Below are 14,860 nucleotides of genomic sequence, written 5' to 3'. Positions count from 1 at the left end.
TCGGGGGTGCACCGCCGGAACGGACGGCAGGGGGAACCGGCAGCGGCGCCGGCCGGGTGCCGGGTGCGGGGGCACGCTCCTGCGACGGTGGCAGGCTGCCGGTCGGAGGCGGTTCGGGCGCGGCCGTCCGGACGGTGTCCGCGCCACGGACCGGTCTGGGCCCGGCAACCGGGGCAAGCGGGAGCCCTGGGTCCGGCCCTTCCCGCTCCCGCCCGTCGGCACGGGGGCGGGCGCTCCGGGCCCCGCCTCCGGGCGGGGAAGTGACGGGCCGGGGGGTGATGGGCTGGGCGGGGCCGCTGGCCTGGCCGAGCGTCGAGGGAGGTTCCGTCGGCCCCGCGACGGTCGACCGCACCGCCGGGTTCCGCTCCGGCAGGACCGGCGACACCGGCCGCGGCGGTGCGGCCCGTCCGGACGATGCCGGTCGGGCCGGCTCCGGAGGGACGGGCCCGGGAGCGGCCGGGCGTGGACGGCGTGTCGACGGCGGGAACCAGGCTGGCGGGAGGATCCGGCGCTTCCTCGGCGCTCCACGGCCCACGGGTCGGTGGGCTGGCGGTGCGGGGGCGTCGGGAACGGGGGCCTGTACCACCCGGGGAAACCCCCTGGGCCTTCGGCCACCGGTCGTCGGCCGGTCGGCGGCACCGGCCCCGGACCTCGGTACGTCCCGGCGGCGCAGGCGGTCCCCCACCGACCGCAGCGCCGCACGGACCGGATTCCCCCTCCCGGGCCGGGCAGCGGGCAGCGCACCGGCGCGGGCGGGCGCCGACGTACCGTCCCCGGCCGCCGCCGGGGACGGTACGTACTCCGCGCTCCCCGGCACGACATCGACGTACGGGGCGGCCGGCACCAGGTCCTGCGGCCACCCGTCCCCCGCCACCGCCTCGGAGCCCGCGAACGGCAGCGTGGACCGCCGGACGCACACCGGCACGGCTCGCGGAAGCAGCGCCGAGGCCGCGGTGACCAGCGGTGCGGGCCGCCAGGCCGCCAGGCCGTCCCGGAAGGACACCGGGTCGGTCACCGGCACCGGGAGGGCCCGGACCAGCGTGGGGCCTTCGGGGGCGCCCCGGTCCCTGCCCGGGGGCGGCATGGCCGCCGCCACCGGACGGGCCGCTTCCGGCAGCTGTCCCAGCAGACTTGAGAGCGCCCGCCTCAGCCGCCCCACGGTGGTGCTCCCCGCCCGGTCGCCGAGGTGTTGATCCGGACGGCCTCGGCCACCCACGACAGCCGTTCGCCATGGGTGAGGCCGACGAGGTCCGTGTACGACCAGTGGAAGTGGTGGGCGAGGTAGGCGATTTCCTCCCGGGTCCGGCGCTCCGAGCGCCTCACGGTTCCCCCAGGCGCCCGCCAGGGGCCGGTTCGCGCACCGCGAAGTGGGCACCGCACGAGGGACAGGCCACCGCCCGGTGGTCGGGGCCGACGCCGTTGATCTCCTGGTAGAGGTCCTGGAGGTAGGCCAGGTCGGCGGCGAAGAGCTCCTCCACCACTCCGGCGTGGATGTCCGTCAGGTCGCCGAGCCGGGTGACGACCAGGCTGAGCAGCACGATGCCGAGGTAGGCCGGGTTCTCCCGGACCCGCTGGTCCACGAGGGGGGCCAGCTCGTCGCGGGCCGTGGCCATCCGCATCCGGCCCCGGCGGTGGACCCGGCCGTCCGGCCCGACGTAGCCGTGCGGCAGTTCGAAGTCGAATGCGGTGCGCAGCCCGGTGTCCGTGCGCGTCATGGTCCCTCCCGGGACTCGGGGCTCCGTCCCCGCCCGGCGCGGGGCGGTGCGGGGTCAGTGGACGAGGTCACGGACGTACTCGTGCACGACGACACCGGCGGCGGCCTTCGTCGCCCACACCTCGACGACCGCTCGTCCCGCTTCGTCGCCCGCGGTCAGCACGGGTGATTCGACCACCCCGTCGGTGCCACTGCGGACCACCGCGGTCGCGCTCCCGCCGAAGGAGACCATGTCGTCCGTCACGCGGAAGACCACGTCCGTCTTCGGAACCGGGGTGCCGAAGGCGTCGACCGCCTGCACCCGGAGCGGCTCGGGGAAGTCCTCTCCGGGCAGCGCCGACTGGCCCGCTCCCGAGAGGTAGACGAGGTGGTCGACCGGTCCGGCCTCGGGGCGCACGGTGATGCCGCTGAACGGGACGAGCAGGCCCTCGTCCTTCCATTCGGCGACCACGTCGCAGGGTTTCGGCCCCGCTTTCCTCGCCGTCAGCGGAGGACTGGTCGCCCTGCCGTCCGCGCCCGTGGTCGCGGTGGCGGTGGCCTTGTCACCGGGGAACCGCGCCTGGTCGTCCCGTACGGTGAACGCCACCGTGGCCCCGGGGTGCCCGGTGCCGTCGAGGGCGGTGACCCTGACGGACAGCCGGTCCGGGAACGTCCCACCGACCGGCACGCTCTGGTACTCGCCCGACAGGACGGTCATCCGGTACTTGGACAGGGATGCCATCTCGCTCGTGCCCTCCAGCCCCACCCACAGAACGCCGTGCCCGTCCGCGGCGATCCCCGACGGGCGGGTGCCGGTGTCGAAGGGGACGTACTTCGCCTCCGTCCGCCCCGGCAGGACGTAACCCACCGCGTCCGCGGACGGCATGGTGAACCACAGGCTTCCGTCGGCCATCGGGAAGAGCCGGTCCACCACCTTCCCGGTGTCGACGGGCAGGAAGGACCCGTCGTGCAGGTCGTGGCGCAGGATCGTGGACTGCTGCGTCGCGATCCACAGGAAGTCGCCGCCGGTCTCCGTGATCGCCAGGTGCTGCGGCACCACGTCGTCCGGGAGGGTGACGGGCGAGCCGTCGAACTTCCCCGTCGCGGCGTCGTAGCTGACCACGGTCTTGGCCTCGGGGCAGCTCAGCCAGTACGTGGCGGGGGTCTTCGTGCCGATGGCGAGCCCGTACAGCGGATGGGTGTGGGGCTCGGAGGTGGCGACCTTGCCAGTGTCGGCGAGGACGAGGTCGCGCCTTCCCTCGCGGGTGCAGACGACCCGCGCCTCACCGTGGTTGTTCACGCCGACGGCCATGGCCACGGCATGCGCCGGTTCGAGCTTCTTCCGGTCCGTGTAGGCGCCCTCGGCGGTACAGGTGACGACGTAGCCGGCTTCGGCATCGGTGGCGTACGTCCAGGCCAGACCGTCGGCCAAGGCCAGGGTTCCGGCCTTCCTGTCGGTCTGCATCGGGGCGAAGAGCTGGCTCTCGAAGAGACCGGAAGGGGTGAAGGAGCCGAACTCCGCGTCGGGCGTGACGAACCAGATCGTCCCGTCCCCCGGGTGATAGGCGATCGCGGCGGGGTGAGCCGATTTGGTGAGGCTGTGGGCGTTGGCGGCCATCAGGACTTCACCGTGAGGGTCTTCGAGACCGCCTTCTCGGCTGCCGAGTACTGCATGATGAGCGTGACGTCCTTGGTTCCGGTGGTGATCTTCGGGAAGAGGGCGACACCCCGCTGGTTGGTGTGGACGACTCGCACGAGGCCGCCGCTGCCCTGGACGAACGTGGCGCCACTGGCTTTGTCGATGCTGCAGGTGATGGGGATCCCCGGGGTGTCATGCCCGTCGATGACGTACTGGGCGATCATGGGGATGTCGACGACCTTGTTCTTGCCGGCCGTGGTGGCGGCGCCTTCTTTGATCTCCACGAGTTCCGCAGCGGCGGTGGCGACTTTGATCGCATACTGACCGATCGAGCACTTCGCCGGGTCGGTGAACCACAGTTGCTTCTTCTCGGCATCGACGAACAGGCCTTCGGCCTCACTTCCCTTGTCCAGATCGGGGCTCGGCAGAGTACTGACGCCCAGGTCCTTCTTGAAGCAGTAGATGGCGCCGGCGGCCGCGGCCCAGATGTTGCCGTCCGGCCCGAAGGCCAGCTGACGGGGTTCGTGGTCCAGGGTCTTCGAGGAGGTCCACGATCCGTCGGAGATGTCGTACCGGCACACGCGGTTCGGGTTTCGCGTACCCACCCAGACAGCCGTGGAGTCGGTGATGACGTGGATGGGAACCTGCGAGTTCTGGTTCGGGTCCGGGTCCGGAAGTGGAATGCGCTGCCAGGGCTTGCCGGACTGCCCGGGGGTGAAGGTGTAGAGGCCGTTCTTCTTCCGCAGGAAATTGCCCGTCGTGGACACCTGGCCGGTGGCCCAGTAGGTATAGTTGTTGACCGTCTTGTCCACGCTGACGGCCACCGACCAGAGCCAGGTGTCGAATTCGTCCCCGTTCGGAAGCTGGTGGGTGCTGGGCTGGCCGGGATCCCCCACCTTGACGAAGCCGACCCGGCGGTGGACCGGCTCGGCGAAGAACACGTAGTAGATCGGGGTGTTGTAGTTTTCCCCCGGATCCGGGACAACAGACGGGCTCCAGGCGTAGGGGACCTCGTCGAGGTATTCCCCGCTGCCGTCGATGGTCGCGCTGAGCTTCTTCACTTCCTTGGTCAGCACCGCCCAGGTGAGGGTCTGGGCCCGGGCGTCGTCGTCGAGCTTGTGCTGGCCGATCTCGCCGCACTTCACGACGTCCCATTCGTAGATGGGATCATAGTCCTGCTCGTGGGCGGGCGAGGCATACCAGATGACGTTCCCTCCCTCCGGAACCATCACGATGCCCGCCGAGAGCTGACCCGCCGTCTCCTTGTTGTCCTGGGCTCCGGGATCATCCGGATTCACCTGCATGAGCCTCTTGTTGTGCGTCGTCACCCACAGGTAGCCGTCAGGGCCCAGGGTGATCGAATGGGGCTTCGGAGCCGGAGTGCCCTTCAGCAGCGTCTCCGGTGGGTAATTGGTCATGAAGGTGCTCCTCGAACCGGCCAACGGAAAAGGGGAGTTGGCCTGAAGGGTGGATTCCGCACCCGGGTGGCGCGGCGGGCAGCGCCACTGTAGGAGAACCGCTGTCGACGCCGCACGGAGCAGCGGTGACGCCTCGAAAGTTTTCATGCGAACAGCCTCATGGCCCCAACCGTTTCGGCCCGGCGGCCACCGTCCGGCGACGGCGTGCGCGCGAGGGGCGGGGTCCGACCGATCGGACCCCGCCCGTCGTTGAAGTTCCGCGCAGAACCGTTCAGTCGAGGGTCTCCCGCCAACCCCGGGCCCCGGTCCAGGCGCTCTCGCGCAGCAGGCGCAGGCCGTTGAGGCCGACGATGACGGTCGAGCCCTCGTGGCCGAGCACGCCCAGCGGCAGCGGGAGGGTGGCGACCAGGTCCCAGACCACCAGGACGGTGATGAACGCCGAGGCGATCACCAGGTTCTGCACCACGAAGGAGCGGGCCCGCCGGGAGAGCGCCACCACGGCCGGGACGGTGGCGAGTTCGTCGCGGACGATCACCGCGTCGGCGGTCTCCAGGGCGAGGTCGGAGCCGGCCCGGCCCATCGCGAGGCCGGTGTGGGCGGCGGCCAGCGCGGGCGCGTCGTTGACGCCGTCGCCGATCACCAGCACCTTGCGTCCGGCCGCCTCCCGCTCCCGGACGGCGGCGACCTTGTCCTGCGGCAGCAGTCCGGCCCGGACGTCGGCGATGCCGACCTCGGCGGCCAAGTGGGCGGCGGCGCGCGGGTTGTCGCCGGTGAGCAGCATCGGCGCAGTGCCGGTCAGCGCCCGGAGGGACGCGACGGTGGCGGCGGCGTCCGGGCGCAGCCGGTCGGCGAGGCCGAGCACGCCGACCGGTACGCCGTCCGCCTCGACCAGGACGGCGGTGCGCCCGCCCTCCTCCAACTCCGCGGCCAGCGCGGCGGCTTCGACGGAGGCGGCGTCGGTGCGCTCCAGGATCAGCCGGGCCGGCGCGCCGACCGCGAGGACCCGGCCGTCGACGGTGGCGGTGACCCCGACGCCGGGGGTGGAGGTGAAGTCCTCGGCGGCGGCCGGGGTCAGGCCGCGGGTGCGGGCGGCGTCGACGACGGCGCGGGCCAGCGGGTGCTCGCTGGGGTGCTCGGCCGCGGCCGCCAGCGCCAGCAGCCGCTCCTCGGAGAGGCCGGAGCCGGTGAGCGGCCGGAGGTCGGTGAGGCGCGGAGTGCCCTCGGTGAGGGTGCCGGTCTTGTCCAGTGCGACGGCGTCGACCTGGCCCAGGCGCTCCATCACGACGGCGGACTTGATCAGGACGCCGTGCCGTCCGGCGTTGGCGATGGCGGAGAGCAGGGGCGGCATGGTGGCCAGCACCACCGCGCACGGGGAGGCGACGATCATGAAGGTCATCGCCCGGAGCAGCGAGCCGGTGAAGGCCGCGCCGAAGGCCAGCGGGACCGCGAAGACCGCGAGGGTGGCGGCCACCATGCCGAGCGAGTAGCGCTGCTCGACCTTCTCGATGAACAGCTGGGTGGGCGCCTTGGTCCCGGAGGCCTCCTCGACCAGCTGGACGATCCGGGCGATCACGGTGTCCGAGGCGTCCCGCTCGACCCGCAGCCGCAGCGCCCCGGTGCCGTTGAGGGTCCCGGCGAACACCTCGTCCCCGGTCTCCTTGACGACGGGCAGCGGCTCGCCGGTGATGGTGGCCTGGTCCACCTCGCTCGCGCCGTCGAGCACCCGCCCGTCGGCACCGATCCGCTCACCGGGCCGCACCAGCACGGTGTCGCCGACGGCGAGCTCCTCCGTGGGCACGGTCTCCTCGCCGCCGTCGGGCAGCAGCCGGGTGGCGGTGGCCGGGGCGAGGTCGAGCAGTCCGCGCACCGAGTCGGCGGTACGGGCGGTGGCCAGCGCCTCCAGGGCGCCGGAGGTGGCGAAGATGACGATCAGCAGCGCGCCGTCCATGACCTGCCCGACGGCGGCGGCGCCGAGCGCGGCCACGATCATCAGCAGGTCGACGTCGAGGGTCTTCTCCCGCAGTGCCTGGAGCCCGGCCCAGGCGGGCTCCCAGCCGCCGGTGGCGTACGCGAGGGCGTACAGCGGGCCCCAGGCCCAGGCGGGGGCGCCGGTCAGCTGGAGCGGCAGTGCGATCAGGAAGAGCACCGTCGCGGCGGCGGCCCAGCGGGCCTCGGGCAGCGACAGCACCCGGGTGCGCCGTCTCGGCGCGGTGTCCGGGCGTGGCGCGGCCGGGGGCGCGGAACGCCCGGTCAGGGTGGTGGTGGACATGGCGGGGGGACCCTTCGGGCAGGCCTGGGCAGGGCGGGGCCGTTGACTCGTTCACGATACATGAACATATGAAGGCTCGTTCATCTATGAGTTGTAGGATGGCCCGCATGGGTCATGGAGCCACCCCCGCCACCGCCGTCCCGCACACGCGCCTGGACGCGACCAGCGCTGCCCGGGTGGCCACCACCCTGCAAGCCCTCGCCACGCCCTCCCGGCTGCTGATCCTCTCCCGGCTGCGCGAAGGCCCCTGCGCGGCCACCGAACTCGCCGCCGAGGTCGGCCTGGAGCAGTCCGCCTGCTCCCACCAGCTGCGCCTGCTGCGCAACCTCGGCCTGGTCATCGGCCGCCGCAACGGCCGGCAGGTCGTCTACGCGCTCTACGACAACCACGTCGCCGCCCTGCTCGACCAGGCCGTCTACCACATCGAGCACCTGCGGCTGGGCCTCAGCGACGCCGTCGACCCGCAGGACGCGGACGACGAGCACGAGCCGGTCGGCGGCGCCGCGCGCTGACGCGCCACGGCGCCCGATCGGACCTCAGGCGCGCGTTCCACCGCCGGGGTCGGGCCTCAGGTGCGCGCCCCGTCGGCCTCGGCCGACCGGCCGGAGACCACGGGGCCGACCCGGGCCTGACGGGCCAGCAGGTCGGCGAAGGCCACGGTGAGCGGATCGGGGCGGGTGCGGGTGTAGGCGGTGAGGGTCCGCAGGATCGGCGGGTCCGGGCGCAGCAGGGCGCCCTCGAACTGGGCCGGGACGATGTTGGCGGGCACCAGGGCGGGGCCGAGCCCGGCCGCGGCCAGCAGCGGGGCGGCCGAGGTCTGTTCGGCGCGGACCGCCGCCCGGGGGTGGAAGCCCGCCCGGGCGCAGACCTGGTCGAGCAGGTCGGCGAGGCCGTTGTCGGGGGCGTAGTGGACCCAGTCGCGGTCGGCGAGTTCGGTGAGGGCGACGGTCCCGGCGGGGCGTTCGGCCAGCGGGTCGTCGGCGGGCAGGACGACGGTGAACTCTTCGACGCCGAGCTCCCGGATCGGCCCCTCCCAGCCGCTCGGCACCGGGCCGATGGCGAGGTCGGCGCGGCCCGCGGCCATGGCCTCCCGGAGCGCGTCGGTGTGGGGGTACTCGCGCAGCCGGATCCGCACGCCGGGGTGGCGGCGGCGCCACTCCCGCAGCACGGGCGGCAGGATGCCGAGGCTGACGGAGTAGACGACGGCGACCTCCAGTTCGCCCTCCTCCAGGCCGGCCGAACGGCGGGCCGCCGCCTGCAGCCGCTCGGCCTCGGCGAGTGCGGCGCGGGCGTGCGGCAGGACCGCCCGGCCCATCGGGGTGAGCCGCACCGAGCGCGGCAGGCGCTCCAGCAGCGGGCCGCCGAGGGCGCCCTCCAGGGCGCGGATCTGGTGGGACAGCGCGGGCTGGGTGACGTGCAGCTGTTCCGCCGCACGGGTGAACGATCCGGTGTCGACCACGGTGGCCAGGTATTCGAGCTGTCTGAGCGTCGGCGTTGCCATGAACGGATTTTATCGCCGAGGTAGAAAACAAGCCTTGGACTCATCATTGCTGGTCGGGAGAGGGTCGTGGTGCGGCCGCCGCGGGAAGCAGCGGGCGGTCCGTTCCCCGATCATCCGAAGGAGTTCCACCATGTCCGACACCACCTCCCTCCGGGGGCAGCGGCTCGTCGTGGTCGGTGCCGGTTCGCGCACCGGGCAGGCCGTCGCCAAGTCCGCCTCGGCGGCCGGCGCCTCCCTGGTGCTGGCCGGCCCCGACCCCCGCAAGCTGGAGTGGACGGCCGGCGAGCTGTCCGGACCGTCCGAGGTGATCGCCCTGGACATCGCCGACGAGGCGTCGATCGCCGCCTTCGCCGCCCGGGCCGGCCGCTTCGACCACCTGGTCTCGACCGCCGCGATGCCGGCCAACGGCCCGCTGCGGGAGCTCGAAGCGGCCGACGTGCAGCGGGCGTTCGCGGCGAAGGTGATCGGCCCGCTGCTGCTGGCCAAGCACCTGGTCGGGCAGGTCTCCGAGAGCGGCTCGTTCACCTTCTTCTCCGGTGTGGCCGCGTGGCGCCCGGCGCCCGCGCGCACGGTGATGGCCACCACCAACGGCGCGCTGGCCTTCCTGGTGCAGGCGCTGGCGGTGGAGATCGCGCCGGTCCGGGTCAACGCCGTCTCCCCCGGCATCGTCGACACCGGCTCCTGGGACGGCCTGGGCGCCGACAAGGACGCGTTCCTGCGCGGGGTCGCCGAGCGCAACCCGGCCCGGCGCGTCGGCACCCCGGAGGACCTGGTCAAGGCCGTCCGCTACGCCATCGACAACCCGTACGTCACCGGCACGGTGCTGCACGTCGACGGCGGCGGCCGACTCGCCTGACCCGCCGGGCCGCCTGGCTACCGGGCTACCGGACCGCCGGACCGCCGGACCGCCGTCGGCGGCATGACTCCCCCACCCCGGCCGGCCGGAGCTCCCGACCGGCCGACCACCCCCGCACGCCCGGAACCGCCGGCGTGCCCCCCCGAACCGAGGAGCTGTTCCCATGCGCTCGCGCACCCTGATCCGTACCGCCGCCGTCCTCGCGGCGGCGGCCGGCCTGGCGGGCGGCACCGCCGCGGCCGCCCCCGTCCACGACAGCGGCCACCACGACTCCGCACGCGACTGGCCGCAGCGCCTGATCGACCGTTCGCCCGGCCTCGTCCAGCCGAAGGCGCTCACCGCGGACCGCTCGATCGGCGCCCGGCGCGCCGCCCAGGAGGTCCACCTGGCACAGCAGTTGTACACGTTCTGGAACACCGGGCAGCAGCGGTACCTGGACGCGGCGATCAGCCGGCAGTTCCGGGACAACACGCTGCCGCCGGGCCGCCCGCAGGGCCCCGCCGGGCCGGCCTTCGCCTCGAAGAACTTCCGCGCCGCGGTGCCGGACCTGACCTGCGAGCTGTCCGACCTCCTGATCAGCGGTGACAGGATCACCGCCCGACTGGTCTTCCGCGGCCACTTCACCGGCACCTTCGACGGCGTGCGGGGGCAGGGCCAGGACATCGAGTTCAACGCCATCGACATCCAGCACGTCGGGACCGACCGGATCACCGAGGACTGGCACATCGAGGACAACGCGACCCTGCTGGCCCAGCTGGGCGTCCGGGCCTGAGGCCGTACCGGGCGCACGCGGGCCTGCGGGCGGTCACCGGGCGAAGGCCGTCACCACGTCGGTGAACTCGACCTGCGGCTCGTCCGCCAGGAGTTCCGGGAAGCGCGCCAGCAGGTCGGTCACGTAGGAGGAGGCGAGGCCCTCTCTTTCGGATCACGTCGGACCAGTGGGCGTCGTTGGAGTGCGTGCATCGGCGGTGCGGAGGAGGGAGTCCATGCGGAGCATCGGCGACCGACGACAAGCCGGCGAGGTGCGTGCTCCGGCGGCGACCGCCTGGCGTGATCCGAAAGAGAGGGCCTAAGTGGGCCTCGCGCGCCCGGCGGTCGGCGTACCGCTCCGTGACCAGGAACCGGCCGCCGCCCTCCTGGCGGCCCACCGCGTAGGCGAGCGCCCCCGGTTCCTCCCGGGTGCGCTCCGCGACCTCGCGCAGGGCGGCCGCGAGGGCCTCCTCCCGTCCGGTCCTGGCCTGCAGGATCGCCACCACCATGGTCATCGCACGTCCGCTCTCCGTCGGTTCCTCCGGTCAGGGCCCAGCCTGACGGGGAGCGGGCAGCCGCTCATAGTAGAAATGCGACAGGCCCTGCCCCAGCAGGGCCGTCGGGGGCCGGCCGGTGAAGTGCCGGAACTCCCGGACGAAATGCGCCTGGTCGTAGTAGCCCGCCGCCAACGCCCCTGGCAGGTAACGGCGTTCGCCGGACAGCAGCAGCGTACGGGTGAGCCGCTGGAACCGGGCCACCCGCTGGAACGCCTTCGGACCCGCGCCCACCGCCGCCGGGAACGCCCGCTGCAACCGGCGGACGGTGACCCCGAGGTGCTCGGCCAGCGCGTCCACCCGCACCTCGCCGGGACGCCGGTGGACGAGCCGCACCGCGGCGTCCAGCCACGGGTCGGCCCGGTCGTGGGCGGCGAGCAGCTCGGCGAGCGCCCGGTCGAGGACCGCCGCCTGCTCCGCCGGCCCGGACGCCAGACACACCTGCTCGGCCATCCGCCGGGCCGGCGGCCCCCAGACCTCGGCGGCACTCACCACCCGGTCGGCCACCTCGTCGACCCCCGGCGCCAGGAAGTGCCGCAGGGCGCCGGCCCGGAACCGCACCGCCACGAAGCCGCCCGCCTCCCGCGAGACCGGCTCCCAGCGGGCCCCGCGGAGGCAGACCAGGTGCGCGGCGGGCAGCGGCACCGGCCCGGCCCCGTCGTCCAGGTGGACCCCGCCGGCCCAGTGGATCCACAGCTCGGCACCCGTTCCGGGCAGCAGCCGGGGCAGGTCGCCGGGGCCTGCCCGGTACCACCAGTAACGGTCGATCCAGGGCCTCAGCGCCGGGCCCGGCACCGCGTGTTCGACTCGCACCCGTCCTCCCCCGCTCCCACCGCGGCCGCGCCCCGGTCACGGGCGCTCGGCGGCCACCGACGGTACCCGCCCGGCCGTCGGCCGTCACCCGGGTGCCGGGCCGTGGTGGCGGCGCCGTCCGGCGGCCAGCACCGTGGTCGGGGGGCGACGATCCGCAGGACGGCCGGCCAGGGACGGTGCAGATGAACGCGAACGACTCCGCTCCCCGCGTCGTGGTCGGCGTCGACGGCTCGCCGTCGTCGTACGCCGCGCTGCGCTGGGCGGCCCGGCACGCCACGCTGATCGGCGGCGTGGTGGACGCGGTCGGCGCCTGGGAACCCCCGAGCCACTTCGGCTGGTCGGCGCCCGTGGTCGACAGCGCCTTCGACCGGGAGCTGGCCGAGCGGCGGTTCGCCGAGGAGCTGCACGCCGTGCTCGGCGAGGACTCCCGGGTGCGGGTCCGCCAGACGATGGTCATGGGCGACCCCTCCGACGTCCTCCTGGACGCGGCCCGGGGCGCCGAGCTGCTGGTGGTCGGCAGCCACGGCCGCGGCGGCTTCACCCGTACCCTGCTCGGCTCGGTGAGCACCCACTGCGCGCAGCACGCCGCCTGCCCCGTGGTCATCGTCCGGGCCCCATGACGAGAGGAACACCGGACACCATGCCGTACATCACCGTCGGCCAGGAGAACTCCACCCCCATCGACCTCTACTACGAGGACCACGGCTCCGGGCAGCCGGTCGTCCTCATCCACGGGTTCCCGCTCGACGGGCACTCCTGGGAGCGGCAGAGCGCCGCGCTGCTGGACGCCGGGCACCGGGTGATCACCTACGACCGGCGCGGCTTCGGACAGTCCTCCCAGCCCACCACCGGCTACGACTACGACACCTTCGCCGCCGACCTCCACACCGTGCTGGAGACCCTCGACCTGCGGGACGCCGTGCTGGTCGGCTTCTCGATGGGCACCGGGGAGGTCGCCCGCTACGTGTCCCGGTACGGCTCCGGCCGCATCGCCAAGGTCGCCTTCCTGGGCTCCCTGGAGCCCTGCCTGCTGAAGACCGACGACAACCCTGAGGGGGCCGGTCCGAAGGACTTCTTCGACGGCATCGTCGCCGCCGTGAAGGCCGACCGGTACGCCTACTACACCGCCTTCTACCGGGACTTCTACAACCTCGACGAGAACCTCGGGAGCAGGATCAGCGCGGAGGCCGTCCGCAACAGCTGGAACGTCGCGACGAGCGGCGGCTTCTTCGCCGCCGCCGCCGCGCCGTCCACCTGGTACACGGACTTCCGGGCCGACATCCCGCGCATCGACGTGCCGGCCCTGATCCTGCACGGGACCGCCGACCGCATCCTGCCGATCGACAGCACCGGGCGCCCCTTCCACCGGGCGCTGCCCTCCGCCGAGTACGTGGAGGTCGAGGGCGCGCCGCACGGCCTGCTCTGGACCCATGCCGAGGAGGTCAACGCGGCGCTGCTCGCCTTCCTGGCGAAGTAGTGGCACCGCACGGACCGCCACCGCGCGCACCGCCACCGCGTGCACCCCGTACGCCCCGCCCCTGTCACCCCGTCCGGTCCGCCCCCGAGGAGTACGCCGATGACCGACCTCACCCGCCCGCACCTGCTCGCGGCCATCGAACTCGCCGCCTCCGCCCGCGCCCACGGCAACCACCCCTTCGGCGCGCTGCTGACCGACGCGTCCGGAGGCGTCCTGCTCACGGCCGAGAACAGCGTGCTGACCGACCACGACGTCACGGCGCACGCGGAGACCAACCTGGTCCGCCAGGCCTGCCGCACCCTGGCCCCGCACCAGCTCTCCGCGACCGTCCTCTACAGCAGCGCCGAGCCGTGCGCGATGTGCGCCGGCGCGATCCACTGGAGCGGCATCCGGAAGGTCGTCTACGCGCTCGCCGCCACCGAGCTGAACGCCATCGCGGGAGTGGACCCGGACGAGCCGGTGCTCGACCTGCCCTGCCGCCAGGTCTTCGCAGCCGGCGGCGGCACCGTGGAGGTCTCCGGCCCGCACCTCTTCGAGGAGGCCACCGCCGTGCACACGGGGTACTGGGGCTGACCGGATCGCCACCCTCCCCGGACGGCTTCTCCGCCGTCGAGCACGCGGCGGCCGCCGCGGAGCGGGAAACTTGACCCCGGACGCGCACCGACCCCGCAAGCCGAGCGGCAGGAGACGGCGATGAGCAGCACGCAACCCCTACCGGCGGAGACCTGGGCGTGGGCGGTGGAGCGCCCCGGGCCGGTCGGCGGGCCGGGGCCGGGCCCACTGGTCCGGGAGCGGCGGCCGCTGGACGCGCCCGGCCCGCAGGAAGTCCTGGTCGAGGTGGAGGCCTGCGGGGTGTGCCGCACCGACCTGCACCTCGCGGAGGGGGACCTCTCCCCCAGGCTGGCCCGGTGCACGCCCGGGCACGAGGTGGTCGGGCGCGTGCTCGCGGCGGGGGCCGGGGTCGAGGGCTTCGCCGTCGGGGACCGGGCCGGGGTGGCCTGGCTGGCCCGGACCTGCGGCAGCTGCGGGTACTGCCGCAGCGGGCGGGAGAACCTCTGCCCCGCGTCGCGCTACACCGGCTGGGACCGGCACGGCGGCTACGCCGGGCACCTCACCGCGGACGCCCGCTTCGCCTACCGGCTGCCCGAGGGCCCGCCCGCCGAGGAGCTGGCCCCGCTGCTGTGCGCCGGGATCATCGGCTACCGGGCCCTGGAGCGGGCCGAACTCCCGGCGGGCGGGCTGCTCGGCATCTACGGCTTCGGCGCGTCCGCGCACCTGACCGCCCAGCTCGCCCTCGCCCGGGGCGCCCGGGTGGCCGTGTTCACCCGGGCCGCGGCGGCCCGCCGGCTGGCGCTGGACCTCGGCGCCGACTTCGCCGGCGACTCCTACGACCCGCCCCCGCAGCCGCTGGACGCCGCCATCCTGTTCGCCCCGGTCGGCGAGCTCGTGCCCGTCGCCCTCACCGCGCTGGACCGCGGCGGCACGCTCGCCGTGGCCGGCATCCACCTCACCGACATCCCGGCGCTGAACTACCAGCGGCACCTGTTCCAGGAGCGCACCCTGCGCAGCGTCACCGCCAACACCCGGGCCGACGGGCTGGCCTTCCTGGCGGAGGCGGCCCGTGCCCGCCCGGTGGTCCACGTCAGCCGCTACCCCCTGCGCCGTGCGGACGCGGCGCTCGCGGACCTCGCCGCGGACCGGGTGACGGGGGTCGCGGTGCTCGTCGCGGAGTAGCGCACGGTGGTCGGCGTCCCGCACGCGATCCGGCCCCCCCCCCCCCGCCGGCGGGGGGCGGGCCGGGGGGCACGCGGGGGCCAAAGGGTGAGAAGAAGTGGAATATAAACAAAAAACCCCCCACCAAACCCACACCCCAAACGAGTGGACGGAGAG

General features: G+C 74.0%; 14 protein-coding genes and 1 pseudogene. 7 read left to right on the top strand and 8 right to left on the bottom strand.

The features are described 5' to 3' along the window. Nucleotides 1-1,146 precede the first annotated feature (1,146 nt). The 5 genes from ACFVHV_RS22635 to ACFVHV_RS22615 form a co-directional block, all read right to left on the bottom strand. Nucleotides 1,147-1,323, bottom strand: a complete 177-nt coding sequence (locus ACFVHV_RS22635) for a DUF6760 family protein (RefSeq protein ID WP_380352975.1) — start codon at nt 1,321-1,323, stop codon at nt 1,147-1,149. Continuing rightward, nucleotides 1,320-1,715, bottom strand: coding sequence for a hypothetical protein (locus ACFVHV_RS22630; RefSeq protein ID WP_380352974.1), 396 nt, complete (start codon nt 1,713-1,715; stop codon nt 1,320-1,322). The genes ACFVHV_RS22635 and ACFVHV_RS22630 overlap by 4 nt, the downstream gene beginning before the upstream one ends. Nucleotides 1,716-1,769: 54 nt before the next feature. Beyond that, on the bottom strand, nt 1,770-3,311 hold the full coding sequence (locus ACFVHV_RS22625) for a hypothetical protein (protein WP_380352972.1): 1,542 nt from the start codon (nt 3,309-3,311) through the stop codon (nt 1,770-1,772). Beyond that, nucleotides 3,311-4,750, bottom strand: a complete 1,440-nt coding sequence (locus ACFVHV_RS22620) for a hypothetical protein (protein WP_380352971.1) — start codon at nt 4,748-4,750, stop codon at nt 3,311-3,313. The genes ACFVHV_RS22625 and ACFVHV_RS22620 overlap by 1 nt, the downstream gene beginning before the upstream one ends. Nucleotides 4,751-5,021: 271 nt before the next feature. Beyond that, nucleotides 5,022-7,019: a heavy metal translocating P-type ATPase gene (locus ACFVHV_RS22615; protein ID WP_380352969.1), complete on the bottom strand. Its 1,998-nt coding sequence runs from the start codon at nt 7,017-7,019 to the stop codon at nt 5,022-5,024. A gap of 107 nt (nt 7,020-7,126) precedes the next feature. Here ACFVHV_RS22615 and ACFVHV_RS22610 point away from each other — a divergent pair, with 107 nt between their 5' ends. Then, nucleotides 7,127-7,531 (top strand): ArsR/SmtB family transcription factor, encoded by a 405-nt coding sequence (locus ACFVHV_RS22610; RefSeq protein ID WP_380352967.1) that lies wholly within the window; start codon nt 7,127-7,129, stop codon nt 7,529-7,531. Nucleotides 7,532-7,587: 56 nt separating this feature from the next. Here ACFVHV_RS22610 and ACFVHV_RS22605 read toward each other — a convergent pair whose 3' ends face one another. Further along, entirely contained in the window at nt 7,588-8,520 is a 933-nt protein-coding gene (locus ACFVHV_RS22605; protein ID WP_359898388.1) for a LysR family transcriptional regulator, read from the bottom strand. Nucleotides 8,521-8,650: 130 nt separating this feature from the next. Here ACFVHV_RS22605 and ACFVHV_RS22600 point away from each other — a divergent pair, with 130 nt between their 5' ends. Both ACFVHV_RS22600 and ACFVHV_RS22595 read left to right on the top strand, forming a co-directional pair. Beyond that, nucleotides 8,651-9,376: an SDR family oxidoreductase gene (locus tag ACFVHV_RS22600; protein ID WP_359898387.1), complete on the top strand. Its 726-nt coding sequence runs from the start codon at nt 8,651-8,653 to the stop codon at nt 9,374-9,376. 163 nt (nt 9,377-9,539) lie between these two features. Then, nucleotides 9,540-10,148: an ester cyclase gene (locus ACFVHV_RS22595; RefSeq protein WP_380352965.1), complete on the top strand. Its 609-nt coding sequence runs from the start codon at nt 9,540-9,542 to the stop codon at nt 10,146-10,148. Nucleotides 10,149-10,458: 310 nt separating this feature from the next. Here the strand turns inward: ACFVHV_RS22595 and ACFVHV_RS22590 are convergent. Together ACFVHV_RS22590 and ACFVHV_RS22585 are read right to left on the bottom strand one after the other, a co-directional pair. Beyond that, nucleotides 10,459-10,635 (bottom strand): annotated as a pseudogene (locus ACFVHV_RS22590) (putative quinol monooxygenase); the annotation flags it as partial. A 36-nt stretch (nt 10,636-10,671) separates the two neighbouring features. Beyond that, entirely contained in the window at nt 10,672-11,493 is an 822-nt protein-coding gene (locus tag ACFVHV_RS22585; protein WP_380352964.1) for a helix-turn-helix domain-containing protein, read from the bottom strand. A 182-nt stretch (nt 11,494-11,675) separates the two neighbouring features. On the opposite strand from ACFVHV_RS22585, the gene ACFVHV_RS22580 reads away from it, so the two are divergent. From ACFVHV_RS22580 to ACFVHV_RS22565, 4 genes are all read left to right on the top strand, one after another. Then, nucleotides 11,676-12,113, top strand: coding sequence for a universal stress protein (locus ACFVHV_RS22580; protein WP_359898384.1), 438 nt, complete (start codon nt 11,676-11,678; stop codon nt 12,111-12,113). A gap of 20 nt (nt 12,114-12,133) precedes the next feature. After that, nucleotides 12,134-12,970, top strand: a complete 837-nt coding sequence (locus tag ACFVHV_RS22575) for an alpha/beta hydrolase (protein ID WP_359898383.1) — start codon at nt 12,134-12,136, stop codon at nt 12,968-12,970. A gap of 99 nt (nt 12,971-13,069) precedes the next feature. After that, entirely contained in the window at nt 13,070-13,543 is a 474-nt protein-coding gene (locus tag ACFVHV_RS22570; RefSeq protein ID WP_359898382.1) for a nucleoside deaminase, read from the top strand. 120 nt (nt 13,544-13,663) lie between these two features. Next, the gene (locus tag ACFVHV_RS22565) at nt 13,664-14,704 is read left to right on the top strand and encodes a zinc-binding alcohol dehydrogenase family protein (RefSeq protein WP_380352961.1); all 1,041 of its coding nucleotides are present in this window, start codon (nt 13,664-13,666) and stop codon (nt 14,702-14,704) included. Nucleotides 14,705-14,860: the final 156 nt, after the last annotated feature.

This window comes from Kitasatospora sp. NPDC127116, assembly GCF_042677365.1.
Taxonomy (GTDB): Bacteria; Actinomycetota; Actinomycetes; order Streptomycetales; family Streptomycetaceae; genus Kitasatospora; species Kitasatospora lactacystinica.
This window is presented reverse-complemented; position numbering and strand designations above follow the sequence as displayed.

Excerpts from the sequence above, each read along its gene's own strand:
- ACFVHV_RS22630 (WP_380352974.1), bottom strand. The coding sequence starts at position 1,715 with ATGACGCGCACGGACACCGGGCTGCGCACCGCATTCGACTTCGAACTG.
- ACFVHV_RS22625 (WP_380352972.1), bottom strand. The coding sequence starts at position 3,311 with ATGGCCGCCAACGCCCACAGCCTCACCAAATCGGCTCACCCCGCCGCG.
- ACFVHV_RS22620 (WP_380352971.1), bottom strand. The coding sequence starts at position 4,750 with ATGACCAATTACCCACCGGAGACGCTGCTGAAGGGCACTCCGGCTCCG.
- ACFVHV_RS22615 (WP_380352969.1), bottom strand. The coding sequence starts at position 7,019 with ATGTCCACCACCACCCTGACCGGGCGTTCCGCGCCCCCGGCCGCGCCA.
- ACFVHV_RS22610 (WP_380352967.1), top strand. The coding sequence starts at position 7,127 with ATGGGTCATGGAGCCACCCCCGCCACCGCCGTCCCGCACACGCGCCTG.
- ACFVHV_RS22605 (WP_359898388.1), bottom strand. The coding sequence starts at position 8,520 with ATGGCAACGCCGACGCTCAGACAGCTCGAATACCTGGCCACCGTGGTC.
- ACFVHV_RS22600 (WP_359898387.1), top strand. The coding sequence starts at position 8,651 with ATGTCCGACACCACCTCCCTCCGGGGGCAGCGGCTCGTCGTGGTCGGT.
- ACFVHV_RS22595 (WP_380352965.1), top strand. The coding sequence starts at position 9,540 with ATGCGCTCGCGCACCCTGATCCGTACCGCCGCCGTCCTCGCGGCGGCG.
- ACFVHV_RS22580 (WP_359898384.1), top strand. The coding sequence starts at position 11,676 with ATGAACGCGAACGACTCCGCTCCCCGCGTCGTGGTCGGCGTCGACGGC.
- ACFVHV_RS22575 (WP_359898383.1), top strand. The coding sequence starts at position 12,134 with ATGCCGTACATCACCGTCGGCCAGGAGAACTCCACCCCCATCGACCTC.
- ACFVHV_RS22570 (WP_359898382.1), top strand. The coding sequence starts at position 13,070 with ATGACCGACCTCACCCGCCCGCACCTGCTCGCGGCCATCGAACTCGCC.
- ACFVHV_RS22565 (WP_380352961.1), top strand. The coding sequence starts at position 13,664 with ATGAGCAGCACGCAACCCCTACCGGCGGAGACCTGGGCGTGGGCGGTG.